The 13,926-nt window shown below is 45.2% G+C and carries 10 protein-coding genes; 2 read left to right on the top strand and 8 right to left on the bottom strand.

The window, feature by feature from the left end:
- Positions 1 to 824: 824 nt before the first annotated feature.
- Entirely contained in the window at positions 825 to 1,304 is a 480-nt protein-coding gene (locus MKX41_RS06340) for an SRPBCC family protein (protein WP_340969158.1), read from the top strand.
- Here the strand turns inward: MKX41_RS06340 and MKX41_RS06335 are convergent.
- From MKX41_RS06335 to MKX41_RS06320, 4 genes are all read right to left on the bottom strand, one after another.
- Positions 1,293 to 2,102, bottom strand: a complete 810-nt coding sequence (locus tag MKX41_RS06335; RefSeq protein WP_340969157.1) for an SDR family oxidoreductase — start codon at positions 2,100 to 2,102, stop codon at positions 1,293 to 1,295. The genes MKX41_RS06340 and MKX41_RS06335 overlap by 12 nt on opposite strands.
- A gap of 138 nt (positions 2,103 to 2,240) precedes the next feature.
- A complete protein-coding gene (locus MKX41_RS06330) occupies positions 2,241 to 3,107 on the bottom strand; it encodes a transglutaminase family protein (protein ID WP_042187715.1) in 867 nt (288 codons plus the stop codon).
- Positions 3,104 to 4,057 carry an alpha-E domain-containing protein gene (locus MKX41_RS06325; RefSeq protein WP_076282772.1) on the bottom strand — a complete coding sequence of 318 codons (954 nt, stop codon included), beginning with the start codon at positions 4,055 to 4,057 and terminating at the stop codon, positions 3,104 to 3,106. Before MKX41_RS06325 ends, MKX41_RS06330 begins: the two co-directional genes overlap by 4 nt.
- A gap of 72 nt (positions 4,058 to 4,129) precedes the next feature.
- A complete protein-coding gene (locus tag MKX41_RS06320) occupies positions 4,130 to 5,593 on the bottom strand; it encodes a circularly permuted type 2 ATP-grasp protein (RefSeq protein ID WP_340969156.1) in 1,464 nt (487 codons plus the stop codon).
- A 352-nt stretch (positions 5,594 to 5,945) separates the two neighbouring features.
- Here MKX41_RS06320 and MKX41_RS06315 point away from each other — a divergent pair, with 352 nt between their 5' ends.
- A complete protein-coding gene (locus MKX41_RS06315; RefSeq protein ID WP_340969154.1) occupies positions 5,946 to 6,833 on the top strand; it encodes a DUF1835 domain-containing protein in 888 nt (295 codons plus the stop codon).
- Positions 6,834 to 6,960: 127 nt separating this feature from the next.
- Here the strand turns inward: MKX41_RS06315 and ftsY are convergent, their stop codons facing one another.
- The 4 genes from ftsY to fabF all read right to left on the bottom strand — a co-directional run bounded on the left by ftsY (position 6,961) and on the right by fabF (position 13,761).
- Positions 6,961 to 7,959 (bottom strand): signal recognition particle-docking protein FtsY, encoded by a 999-nt coding sequence (gene ftsY, locus MKX41_RS06310; RefSeq protein ID WP_042187710.1) that lies wholly within the window; start codon positions 7,957 to 7,959, stop codon positions 6,961 to 6,963.
- Positions 7,960 to 8,064: 105 nt separating this feature from the next.
- The gene (gene smc / locus MKX41_RS06305; RefSeq protein WP_340969153.1) at positions 8,065 to 11,634 is read right to left on the bottom strand and encodes a chromosome segregation protein SMC; all 3,570 of its coding nucleotides are present in this window, start codon (positions 11,632 to 11,634) and stop codon (positions 8,065 to 8,067) included.
- 171 nt (positions 11,635 to 11,805) lie between these two features.
- Complete coding sequence (gene rnc / locus MKX41_RS06300) at positions 11,806 to 12,510, bottom strand: ribonuclease III (protein ID WP_042127220.1); 705 nt, start codon at positions 12,508 to 12,510, stop codon at positions 11,806 to 11,808.
- Positions 12,511 to 12,522: 12 nt separating this feature from the next.
- Positions 12,523 to 13,761, bottom strand: coding sequence for a beta-ketoacyl-ACP synthase II (fabF, locus tag MKX41_RS06295; protein WP_340969151.1), 1,239 nt, complete (start codon positions 13,759 to 13,761; stop codon positions 12,523 to 12,525).
- Between the last annotated feature and the right edge of the window lie 165 nt (positions 13,762 to 13,926).

Genomic DNA, 13,926 nt, shown 5'->3' with positions numbered 1-13,926 from the left:
TCGCCTCCGCAGATCGCTCAGGACTCAAGAGTCCCCATTCCGCAAATTCAATTCATTCTGCTACACCATCATTCTCTGCTCCCTGTCCACAACATATTACAGACGCCTAACCAAACGTACAATAGTTTTTTTTCATGCGAACAATTGTTATACTCGTTCTAATAAGCCTCAACTCAACAAGAAAAACGCCTGACGTCGTCCTTGGAGGTAGAGTTACAAGCTGAGTACATCCATAATTCCATACTCGTATCCATATACACCTTCGTAATGAGGTTCCGCTTACGGACCGAATGGCTTTATTTTGATGAAATGAGCACATATATTAGGGACGGACCGTATTGCACTTATTCCCTAATAACAAGCCCCTTCCGGGTGATCTGGGGCGAATAACAGCGCTGGCTCGTTTACGTTACCGGCAGCACATTGTATTCGATTTTTCGCATACATTTGACTCGTTTATGTTACCGGCGGCACATTGTATTCGATTTTTCGCATACATTTGGCTCGTTTATGTTACCGGCGGCACATTGTATTCGATTTTTCGCATACATTTGGCTCATTTACGTTACTGGCGGCACATTTGTATTCGGTTTTTCGCATACATTTGTCCGTAGGCTCGACTAAAACATGCATTTCGGAGGATATAAGGTCCGCTCGGTTTTTAGAATCTGACGGATGACTCCTCGTTTATTTCATGTCTCCTGCTTCTTCACGTTCACCCCTCCTTCCTCTTTCTTCGGAGTTATCCACATTTTTTTTGTATTGTATAATTTCCTAAACAATAAAAAAAGGACTACAACAGTAGTCCAAAGGAGAAATATAACATGATAGCTAACCTCAAAAAAGCGGATAATCATTATGTCGCTCATTTCGAACGTCAACTAAAGCATACCGCATCAGAAATTTGGTCCTTTTTGACAGAGAATGAGAAGCTAGCTTTATGGTTCACTGAATTACGTGTTGAAGACCTGTGTGAAGGTGGATTAATCAAGTTTGATATGCAAGACGGAACCTTTGAGGAAATGACGATTACCGCCTTGCAACATGAATCTGTTCTTGAATTTACGTGGGCTGAAGATTCCGTTCGCTTTGAGCTATATCCTAATTCAGAAGGCTGCCTTCTCGTCTTAAATGAAACGATCCGAACGCTCACGCCACACACACCCCGAGATTTAGCTGGCTGGCATGTATGTCTGGACGTGATCCAGCATCTTCTGGATGGTACGACGCTGGAGTCACGAAAAGCTGAATGGAACGTTTGGTATGAACGATACCGAAAAGCGATCTCTAAATTAGGACAATAAGGATTCTGCTCCATCAATCACAATTTGCGCACCTGTAATATGAATAGATTCATCGGAAGCCAAAAAAGAAACTAGATCGGCAACATTATCCGATTTACCCGGCCCATCCGCCAGCGGCTGCGCACCATCGGGAAATTCAATCGGAATGACGATCGCTTCTACTTCTTCGTTCATTTCAGTGGTTTCATCTATATTGGTAGCAATCGCCCCAGGGCAGATCACATTCACTCGAATTTTAAACTTAGCCAGCTCAAGTGCAGCCATTTTGGCAAAAGCTACCTGTCCAGCTTTGGTAGTACTATACGTAGACCACCCAAAGCTGGAAAATCTAGTATTCCCATTGATGGAGCTAGTGATGATAATGCTACCTTTCCCTTTATCCTTCAGATGAGGGATCGTATATTTCAAGGTCAAAAAGGTCCCCGTCAAGTTCACCGACATCGTGCGCTCCCAATCACTCAGGCTCAGTTCCTCTATAGGTCCCACCGCACCATTGATTCCCGCGTTAGCGAATACTACATCTAAGCCGCCGAATTGTTCGACTGTCCTGCGCACGGCTTCCTCCATCCCTTTTTCATCCGAAGTGTCTACCTCTATGGCCAATGCACAATCTTTGCGAAACTTGTTCAGCTTATCCGCCAAAGATGAGGTACGTTCATGATTCAAATCAAAAAGCGCTACATTAGCACCTTCCCTCGCCAGCTTAATAGCGGTAGCCCGACCAATTCCTGAGCCCGCTCCTGTAATAATTGCTGTTTTTCCAATGAATCTTTGTTTCTTAGCTATGTTTGGACTCATATGTAATCTCTCCCTTAAGATCTCTTAGTGATGTACTATGGATCAAGATTACCCAAATACATGCACACTGGAATCATCTTCACAAAAAAACTCCCCGTTCAAAAACTTGAACTGAGAGTTTCATCTAGATCTATACATCTAATTGTCCAGCTTCCGCACATCCACTTTCACGGTCAGAGTGCCCGCTCCACCACGATATACACCTTTTACAGGTACAATATCTTTGTAGTCCCGTCCGTGACCTAACTTAATGTAGCGCCAATTGACCTCAACATTATTTGTCGGATCGAAACCAAGCCAACCTGTACCCGGAATGTGAGTCTCCACCCAAGCATGTGAAGCTTGCTCAAAATTAGCATTGCTCCCTTGCAAATCACCGACAAAATGATATCCACTCACATATCTGGACGGCAGACCGACACTACGGCAGACAGCAATCATTAGATGAGCATAATCCTGACATACACCGCGTTTAAGCTTCAGTGCTTTTTTTACCGTAGTATTTACACTTGTAGCCTCAGGGTCATAGGTGAACTGTTCATAAATCGTCGCCGATAATTTAAGAATCCATTCATACATATCCTCTGCTTCATTAAAAGGGTACTGTGAGGCAAACTCCACTAATTCAGGCGTCACCTCGGTATAACGAGTCGGCAATATAAACTCAATATAACGGTTCTGAAATCCCTCGTCATTTAACAATCTAATTTGTTCTTCAAGAGATGTTCTCGGGAGATCTGTCCCCTGAGCTTTATCCAGTGTAACTACAGTAGCTTTAGTGTGGATGACCATCTCCGTATGCGGTTTATTAACCGAATAGGCATGGACCCGATTCCCGAAGAAATCCTCATAGGTTAATAGATTGGCTGGCGGGTAAATATCCACTTCATGGTGATAACAGGATTGGCGATAATTCGTGCGTGGCGTGAGTCTGATCTCATTGACACTGTCCGTAACCGGCTCTGGATAGCTGTATGTGGTGGTATGATTGATTTGAATCTTCATACAGACACTCCTTCTCGCCGAAAAAAGGCGCCCTCCATTGTTTTACCAAGTTTTTGACAGGATATCACCAGCGATTTAAGCACATCTTCCACTAGCTCGCCGGACATTTCTTCCTTTTCCATATAATCCAGCTCTGCTTTTAGCTTACCCGCTTGCCGGATAACCTTCTCATGACCTGAACCTTTCTCTGAGGGATCTAGTTCAAGCTTTGCTAAATGCTCTTCCAGCTGATGAAAAGAAAAACGAATGGAACGCGGAAATTTGGGATTCGCAATCAAGAAATCTAAAATGCTCTCCGGGGACATAGCATCTGCATAATAACGGCGAAACGCCTGGTACCCACTAACGGATTTAAGCACCGCCTGCAACTGAGTATAAACCGCGTCAAGCTCCTTAAATCGGCATGAGGCAATGACCGCCTGCAAGATACGAGTTGTATTCTCTGCCCGCTCTAGAAACCGTCCGCTCTCAATGAAATGCCACTCATTCCCTCTAAGCATTACCGACTGCTCTGCTCCGAGAAACATGGCTGTACGCTCCTTAACCTGCTGATAGAACTGATGTGGGCCGCTCATAATATCTGCAACAGACCGCTCACCAAGCCATAGGTTGAAGCTGTTGACAACATCCCATAATTCACTTGGAAGCTGCTGACGGAGTGTTCGCAGATTATTTCTGGCATGATGTACACAAGAGAATAATGAATTAGAATTGCCTAAATCAAGTGTGATGAAAGATAGGACATCCTGCTCGGAAAAGGTTTCGAACTGCTGCATATATTCACCTCGAACGCCTAGCGCATCGATTAACCTTGACCATTTATGTCCTTCTTCATGAAAATCCTCTTCCTGCTGGATATGATAATGAACATTGATTAGCCGCGCATGATTCTCTGCCCTTTCAATATATCTGCCGATCCAGAACAAAGCTTCAGCATTTCGATTCAGCATCTCCAGCCACTCCCTTATTTAACAAATTGATGCTGCATTTTATTAATCATCAACAAGCCTCACTAGGTTGTATCAAGCCATGACCCAAGTATCTTTTACGCCACCACCTTGCGAGGAGTTTACGACCAAAGACCCTTCTTTCATAGCCACCCGTGTCAATCCCCCAGGGATAACATGTGGCTTACGGTCAGCACCCATTAATACAAAAGCTCGAAGGTCGATATGTCTCGGTGCCATTGTTCCACCTGACAATACCGGTGCTCTAGATAGAGACATGATCGGCTGCGCAATATAACGTTCCGGGTCGGCGATAATCTTCATTCGAAATTCAGCGAGTTCTTCTCTCGTAGCTTCGCTTCCGATCAACATTCCATATCCCCCGGATAAAGAGGTTTCCTTAACAACCATTTCAGATAGGTTCTCAAGGACATATAAACGTTCATCAGGCCTGCCTAGCAGATAGGTCGGGACATTTCCAAGAATCGGTTCTTCATTCAGATAATAACGAATCATATCCGGTACATATACATACATCGCTTTATCATCCGCAACACCAGTCCCCGGGGCATTAGCAATCGCTACATTCCCTGCCCGATACGCATTCATCAGACCCGCCACCCCTAGAAGTGAATCCGGCTGAAAAGCTAACGGATCGATGAAATCATCATCCAAACGGCGATATAGTACATCTACGCGGCGAAGCCCGTTCATTTCTTTCAAATATATTTTGTGATCCTTTGCAACCAAATCTCGTCCTTCAACCAAATGTATACCCATCTGTTGTGCTAGAAAAGCATGCTCATAATAAGCAGAATTGTATTCCCCAGGTGTAAGAAGTGCTATAACCGGATCTGACTTTCGTGAAGGGGATAAACTACGTAGAACGGATAAGAAGCGATTCAAGCTATGATCAACATCTCGGATGGAGCTGGCAAAGGACAATTCAGGAAACAACTGATTCATAAGGGTTCTGCCTTTAAAAAGATATGAAAAACCTGAAGGCGTTCGTAGATTATCTTCAAGCACATAATATTGCCCATCATGATGGCGGATCAGATCGATTCCCGAGGTAGTGATGTAGGCTCCACCAGGCACCCTTAGACCAGCCATTTCTGGCCGGAAATAACAGTTGGAGATGATCATACGCCTTGGGACTATTCCATCCTTTACGATGTACTGCTCATGGTAGATATCATGAATGAACAGATTCAAAGCCGTGATACGCTGAATAATTCCAGCCTCTAGCCTCTCCCATTCATTCTTAGGAATAATGCGTGGAATCATATCGAAGGGAATCGTACGCTCCATGGGATGATCCTGAGCCGGATTGTATAGCGTAAAAGTAATTCCTTCCTCCATCATCCTGCGCTGCATCAAATTCTGCTTACCCTGCAGCTCTTCGGAGCTCATTCCGGAAAACATGCGATTCACATGTCTATAATGCGGCCGGACATTTCTCTTATCTGCATACATTTCATCGAAAAAATGTTGCAGCGGATACGGAGACAGACCTGGCAGAGGATCTAATTTGGACATGAGCCCGACTCCTTTCGATAATGTTATCTTTACTAACAACCTATACTTTAATTTCTGAAAATATCCTTGAAAATATTGTTTTGTATTCCCATAATACGTAAATTCTATTGCCGATGTCAATATATATAACAGAGAAATGTGATCTCTGAATATTTCCGTGTTTTGGAATCGCTTCCTTTCTCTCTTATATAGGTTGCAGGTGCTGAAATCTAGTTTCTTCATTGAATTGTATGCAGGAGTAGTGACAAGCATTACTATTATGAATTTTTCATATGTTGTATTTTTTATATAGTTGTCTGGGAAGGTGATTTCAGTTATATGGTATAATTTGGAGCGTTAGGAGAGTGAACAAATGGATCACAAATATACTATGACCATGGAGCAGGAAGAGGCTAGGCGGGATCATATTTTTCTTTTATTTGGCTTGTCAGAAGCTGGTTCGATGAAGGTAGCACTTAGTCGTGTAGGCAGTCGTCATTTAATAAGAGTACTTTCATTTAATGAGATGTTCTCTGCTGGACCGCTGTGCAAATTACCTAATGATGAAGGGTGTCAAGCCCGTGAGTTATGGTTTCAGGAACGATTTCCGGATCAGGGTTATCATCTCAATCCCCAGCATAAACTGGGAGCCATGATTCAGACCTTAAAAGAAATTCCCGAGGACAAAAAAATCACTATTTGGTGCGGAAACAACTCCCATGATCAGACAGGTTTACGATTTGCACTTTCTGTTCTTAGTGAGAGGAAGAAACCTATTTATGTTATAAATCCAATCGAAGCTTATGAGGAGCTTCCCGGGATTACTGAACAATATAGCATGGACTTATCTCCCCAGTCCCTGGGTCAGCTCCCAAACGAAGCTGTGCAAATTATTATCAAAAACACCGAAAATACGCAACCCCTTACCTCCGCGCAGAGAAAACAGTATGAGCTGGAGTGGCAAGAAATCAGCAACACTGAGGATATGCTTCGAGTCTGGTCCAAAGGTCAGCTAACGAATGTACCCGAAACATACTATGACGAAGACATTCTATCCTTAATTCTGCAACTGCAAAAGAATGAACAGGGAGATCATTTCGTAAATGCAGGACTTATTGTAGGTGCAATTATAGGGCAGTGGAATTTATTTATCAGTACCTCATTTATAGAATATCGCTTCTGGAGGCTTATTAGTGAGGGAAAGCTGTTATTTAAAGGGATACCCTACGCGATGCATTTGTACTTTTTAAGAATTCCTTAGAGGTCACTACATTAACAACTAACAAATATTTTATAAAAAAGGAATGCCCTCATAAACTAAATATAGCTTCGAGGACATTCCTTGTAAATATGACTTCTTTATGATCATGTGTAGGGATGGATTACACTTACTCTTCCGATTCTTCTGACTCTTCCTCAGCAATTAATCCGGCAAAAAGAGCATGCACGAACTGCTGAGAATCAAATGGCTGCAAGTCTTCCATCTTTTCTCCGAGCCCTACGAGCTTCACTGGTAAGTTCATTTCCTGACGAATGGCTACTACAATTCCGCCTTTAGCTGTACCATCCAGCTTCGTCAAGACGAGCCCTGTCACCCCACTCTTTTCACCAAATAGCTTGGCTTGAGTAAGCGCATTTTGACCTGTGGTCGCATCTAGCACCATCAGTACTTCATGCGGAGCACTAGGAATTTCTCTTTGAATAACGCGGAAAATCTTGTTGAGCTCTTCCATCAGATTGCTCTTATTCTGAAGTCTGCCTGCCGTATCGCAAATCAAGATATCTACATTCCGCTGCTTAGCCGCTTGAACAGCATCGAACATAACAGCGGCTGGGTCAGAGCCAGCTTGTTGCTTAATTACGTCTACGCCAGCACGTTGACCCCAAACTTCGAGCTGTTCAATAGCTCCGGCACGGAACGTATCCCCTGCGGCCAAAAGAACTTTTTTACCCTCTTGTTTGTAACGATGTGCTAGTTTACCGATCGTAGTCGTCTTGCCTACTCCATTTACCCCAACGAACAAGATAACTGTAATGCCATCCGGATTTTCCTTCAGGCTGTTATCGTCATCGCCGCGCAGCAATTCCATGAGCTTACGGGACAAAATGGGTTGCAGCTCAGCTGCATCTTCAATTCGTTTTTGCTTCACTTCGGCGCGCAGATCCTCGACAAGTGTCATTACTGTATTAACCCCTACGTCCGCACCAATCAAGATTTCTTCCAGCTCTTCGTAGAACTCTTCATCTATTTTTTTACGGCGGATAATCAGGTCTGCTACCTTCTCGACAAAGCCTTTACGGGTTTTCTCTAATCCGTCGCGGAATTGTTTGGTTACACTTTCCGTTTTGCCGGAAATGCTTTCTTTTAACTTCCTGAAAAAGCTCATTTGTTTCCTCCTAAAAGTTTTGTGAGCGACACTTCATTGATTTAACTTCGTACAAAACTCGCTTCGAAAGCAGATACTTAAAAAAATCACCATTTCGACAAGCCGTTAAGCGATCTCTGCTTCCTCATCCTCTAAACGTACAGAGACAAGCTTGGATACTCCGCCTTCTTCCATCGTTACTCCGTAGAGCACATCCGCCTCTTCCATCGTTCCTTTGCGGTGTGTAACGACGATAAATTGCGTTTGTTCTGAGAACTCACGCAAATACTGTGCAAAACGCACGACATTCGCCTCATCTAGCGCAGCCTCTACCTCATCCAGTACGCAGAACGGAACCGGCTTCACTTGCAGGATGGCAAACAAGAGGGCCATCGCAGTTAAGGCGCGTTCCCCACCAGAGAGGAGCTGCAGGTTTTGAAGCTTTTTACCCGGTGGTTGGGCTACGATATCTATACCTGTTTCAAGCATATGTTCTGGATCCAGCAGCATGAGATCAGCTCGACCGCCTCCGAACAGCTTCGAGAATACCGTGCCGAATTGTTTACGGATCGCATCAAAGGTCTGTTTGAAGCGTTTTGACATTTCATCTTCCATCTCATGGATAACTTGATACAGGGTAGTCTTGGCTTCGACCAGGTCATCTTTTTGTCCACTAAGGAAGGTATAACGCTCATGAACACGCTGATATTCTTCAATCGCACCTAAGTTCACTTCGCCCAATGCAGAAATACTACGTTTCAGACGCTGTACATCCGCTTGTGCGGCAGGCACATCTTCGGGCACAGGATAACGTTGCTTCGCTAGTTCATAGCTTAGCTCGTAATCATCACTCAGCTTACGAAGAATATTATCAAGTTCAACATCGAGACGACCCACAGAAACTTCAGTAGAACGCAGCTTGTCCTCCACGACTCTAAGTGCCTGACGCTGATCCTTGGTCTTGCCCTCCTCTAGCTCAAGCTTACGGGTTAACGCTGAACGTTCCGCCCGAGCTAGATCCAAAGTACCGGCTGTCTCTTCCTTCTTCAGACGATAACTATTCAAATCTTCTTTCTGTTTCACGGTTTCCAAAGCATTGCTAGCCAAATCCTGTTCGATCGTATGTAGCAGGTTTCGATTTTGGCGTAGCTCTTTATCCTGTGAACCCGCATCTTGTCTTAGACGGCGTAATTGTTCCTCCAAGGAAAAGATCTCCTGATCGAGCTTGCCTTCTGATACTTTCATGCTGGTCAGCTTGCCTTGAAGCTCTTCCTTAGCCGATTCATTCGCTTTACGCGCCGATTCGGCATTACGGATACCCTCATGAGCTTCCTTCTCTTCCTTCTCGAGACGTTCAAGCTCAGCAGAGGCTTGTTTCCGAGTCTCCTCAAGCGTGCGGACCTCACTTTCAAAGCCACTACGTTCCGCGCCTGTGCTTTCCACTTGTTCCTGCACATGCCGAAGCTCCTGTTCAAGCTGCTTCAAATCGCCAGAAACACGTTGCTCTTCCAGTCTCTTCTCATCACCATCACGGCGCAGGTCCTCTAGCTTCACGCTAGCGTTCTCCTGCTCTTCACGAAGTCTGGCTATGCCTTGTTTCAGCTTAACAATTTGACGCTCGCTCTCTTCGATCTCACTGCTCAGCTGATCCAGCTGGCGTTTACGACTAAGTAAGCTATTGTTCTTCTTATGTTGGCTACCACCAGTCATGGAGCCCCCGGCATTGACTACATCACCCTCTAGCGTAACCACACGATAACGATACTGGCATCTAGCGGCGATGCGGTTAGCCTGCTCCAGGCTCTCAGCAATAACTACATTGCCAAGCAAACTGCCAACAATACTTGCATACTTATCATCGTATCCAACGAGTTCGGAACCAATTCCAACAAAACCTTCAGCATCTTCCACCATTCCTCGGTCGCTACCGGAAATTTGGCGTGGCCGGATAACATCGAGTGGTAGAAAAGTAGCTCGTCCCAATTGACGTTGCTTCAGGAAAGATATCGCTTGACGAGACACGCTCTCATTATCCATAACCACGTGTTGCAGCGATGCACCCAGCGCAGTCTCAACAGCCATTTCCAGCTTCTCAGGAACGGAGATGAGTTCAGCAACCGCACCATGCACACCGTTAAGCTGTCCTTTACGAGCTCCTTTGAGAACTTCTTTAACCCCAAGCATAAAGCCATCGAAATCATCCTGCATTTCTTTCATGGTCTCGTGACGGGAGACTTGTGCTTCCCGCTTCTGTTCCCACTTTCTCAGACCTGATTGCGTCTCTTCAATCAGCTTCTGACGTTTACTAAGTTGTTCACTTTCAGTAATATAAGCACCACGAAGATTGCTTAGTTCTTTTCCAAGCTGGGCAATCTTGTCTTTTAGCCCTTTCTGGTTAGCAGACAGCTCATCATGCCGTGCAGTCCATTTGCCGCTTTCTTCTTCACTGCGGCTCATACGACGCTCCAGGTTCTCCTTCTGTTGATCCGCGTAACGAATTTCGTTACGTGCATTCGCCATAAGGTTCATTAACTCCAGGAGAGCACTTTTCAGCTTCTCCTCCTGGCTCTGACTAATACCGTCAGCGACACCTTCGAGTCTTGCCTCTTCCGCTTCGATCTGTTTCCGAAGCTCAACAAGCTTAAGCCGGGACGCTTCGAGCTTAGCTTCTAAATCCCCAAGCTCACGCTGTCGGTCCGCAGAACGCTCACCTACAGAACCTAATGTGAGCATTAACTGTTCACGGTTGCTCTCAAGATTACGCTTGCGTTCCTTCAACACTTCCCCGTAACCTTCGCTCTTCTCATAAGCTTCACTATAACGGAGCAATTGCTCTTGCTGCTTCTCGATCTGTTCTTCTAACGCGCGCAGTTCAGCACGTCCGCTTTCCAGCTTGGCATCATGGGCTGAGACAACTGTAGATAACTCCAGTTGCTCATCCTTTAAAGTTTCGAGCTTAGCGTTACCTTCCTGCCAAGCTGTATGAATGCCTTCAATCTGATGCACATAGACTGAAATTTCCTGATGCTTCAGTTGTTCCCGAAGCTCTTTAAAGCGAATGGCCTTCTCCGATTGATCCTTAAGGGGACCAATCTGATCCTCAAGCTCACTAATCAAATCGTGAATACGAAGCAAGTTTTGCTCCGTGTCGTCAAGCTTTCGACTTGCATCTTTTTTGCGCGATTTATATTTTACAATACCCGATGCCTCTTCGAATATGCCTCGCCGATCCTCGGAACGAGTACTCAGAATCTCTTCAATCCGACCCTGTCCGATAATCGAATAAGCCTCACGCCCGATACCGGTATCCATGAACAGCTCTGTGATATCCTTCAGTCTGCAGGATTGCTTATTAATTAAATATTCACTCTCACCACTACGGTGAACACGCCGAGTCACTGTAACTTCGCTGAAATCCAGTGGAAGCGTGTGATCCTCATTATCGAGCGTAAGTGATACTTCACCATAATTCACAGCTTTACGCGCGTCACTACCGGCAAAAATAATATCTTCCATCTTGCCACCACGCAGTGATTTAGCACTCTGTTCGCCGAGCACCCAGCGTATGCCGTCAGAAATATTGCTCTTGCCGCTTCCGTTCGGACCCACTACGGCCGTTATTCCGCGCACAAATTCCATTTCTGTTTTGTCGGCAAATGATTTAAAACCAGCTAATTCTATCCGTTTCAAAAACATACTTGCCTATCACCTCTGACCCATTATACCATAGCGTTTATTCGCCTAAAATAGCTTCAAAATGAAGCTTGGCTATTCTTTCGAAAAAGAGCAGCAACGGTCTGAGCTCCGCCTAAACGCCGGTATTCAGACCTTTGCTGCTCTCCTCCGCTTGTCCACATGATGCAAAATTCAGGCACCATCTTCTTTCAGATGCAACAGTGCAGCTGCTGCAGCCTGCTGCTCTGCTTCCTTCTTCGAGCGGCCGCTCCCTTTACCAAGAGAACGGTTAGTCATTAACACTTCAGAGACGAATTCACGCTCATGCGCGGGTCCCCGTTCTTCAATGATCCGATATTCCAACGTACCCATATTGTGCTGCTGAATTAGCTCTTGCAGTTCCGTCTTATAATCGGTCATCTGCATTTGCAGTTTCCCATCCGTCTCCACAAGTGGAAATACGTGATTATCAAGAAAAGACCGTACAGTTTCCAGCCCTTGGTCAAGATAAAGCGCTCCCACGAAGGATTCGAACACATCAGCCAGCAGGGCCGGGCGAGTACGTCCGCCCGTAAGTTCTTCCCCTTTTCCCAGCAGTACATAACGGCCAAAACCTAAACTCTCAGCGAACTTAACCAGCGAAGGCTCGCATACGATAGCGGCACGTAGCTTGGTCAGTTCCCCTTCAGGTCGATCTGGCAACAGATTGTACAAATATTCAGAAACCGTCAGCTCCAGTACAGCATCCCCTAGAAATTCGAGACGCTCATTGTCCTGATGCTGATTGAAACGGTGTTCATTCACATAGGATGCATGGGTAAAGGCCTGCTTCAGAAGCACAGAATCGTGAAATTGGATTTGAAGTTGCTGTTGTAACTGCTTCAGTTCTCCTTTCACCGCGCTGTCCCCTTACTGATTATATTTTTTTAGAATAACTGTTGCGTTATGTCCCCCGAATCCAAACGAATTCGACATTACAATATCAAGATCCACTTTACGTGGAACATTTGGTACATAATCCAAATCACATTCCGGGTCCTGGTTGTCCAAATTGATCGTTGGAGCAATCATGCCCTTTTGCAAAGAGAGTCCGCAGATAATAGCTTCTACTCCACCAGCAGCGCCTAGAAGATGACCTGTCATGGATTTCGTTGAGCTAATAGCTACTTTATAGGCATGTTCGCCTAATGCTTTCTTAACAGCAGCCGTTTCTGATCGATCTCCTACAGGCGTTGAAGTACCATGTGCGTTGATGTAATCAATATCTTCAGGAGAGATACCAGCATCACGGATTGCCATCTTCATGCAGCGAGCTGCACCATCTGGATCCGGTTCAGTCATATGGTGAGCATCAGCGCTTAGACCATAGCCAATTACCTCAGCATAAATCTTCGCTCCACGTTTCTCAGCATGTTCAAGGGATTCCAGAATCAAGATCCCAGCGCCCTCTCCCATAACGAAACCATCGCGATCTACATCAAATGGCCGACTAGCCTTCTCCGGCTCATCATTATGAGTGGACATCGCTCTCATTGCACAGAATCCTGCCATTCCTGTTGGACGAATGGTCGCTTCCGAACCACCGCAGATCATAGCATCCGCGTCTCCACGTTGAATCAGACGGAATGATTCCCCAATGGAATGACTTCCTGTAGCACAGGCCGTCACAGTAGTCGTATTCGGTCCCTTTGCACCGAGGTTAATGGACAGCTGCCCAGAACCCATGTTAGCGATCATCATCGGGATAAAGAACGGGCTAACCCGTTTCGGCCCTTTTTCAAGCAACAGATTATGATTATCTTCCCAAGTACCAAGACCACCGATACCCGAACCAACAGATACACCGATCCGTTCAGCATCGATATCTTCACCGATCTTAAGTCCACTGTCTCTCAATGCATCTTCACCAGCAGCCACTGCAAATTGTACAAAACGGTCCATTTTGCGGGCTTCCTTGCGGCCAAAAAGCGCCTCAGGATCAAAGTCTTTAACTGATGAAGCAATTTGCGTAGTGTATTCACTGACATCAAACGCTTCAACCATCGATACACCTGATTTACCGCTCATCAGATTATCCCAGAACGTCTCCAAGTCTTTCCCCAGTGACGTAATTACGCCCATCCCGGTTACAACCACTCTATGACTCAAACACAATCACCCCATCTATAGGCTGTATACATTATATTCAGTACTTATATACTGCAAATTATTACTATATGAACAGCGATCACCGCATCTTTAAAGCTTCCGCGGTTCTGTTATAATCCCTATGAAGCTGCACATGGCAACCTGTAATACATCTTTAATGCTGTA

This window comes from Paenibacillus sp. FSL R5-0475 (assembly GCF_038004585.1).
In the GTDB taxonomy this organism is placed as follows: Bacteria; Bacillota; Bacilli; order Paenibacillales; family Paenibacillaceae; genus Paenibacillus_AQ.
This window is presented reverse-complemented; position numbering and strand designations above follow the sequence as displayed.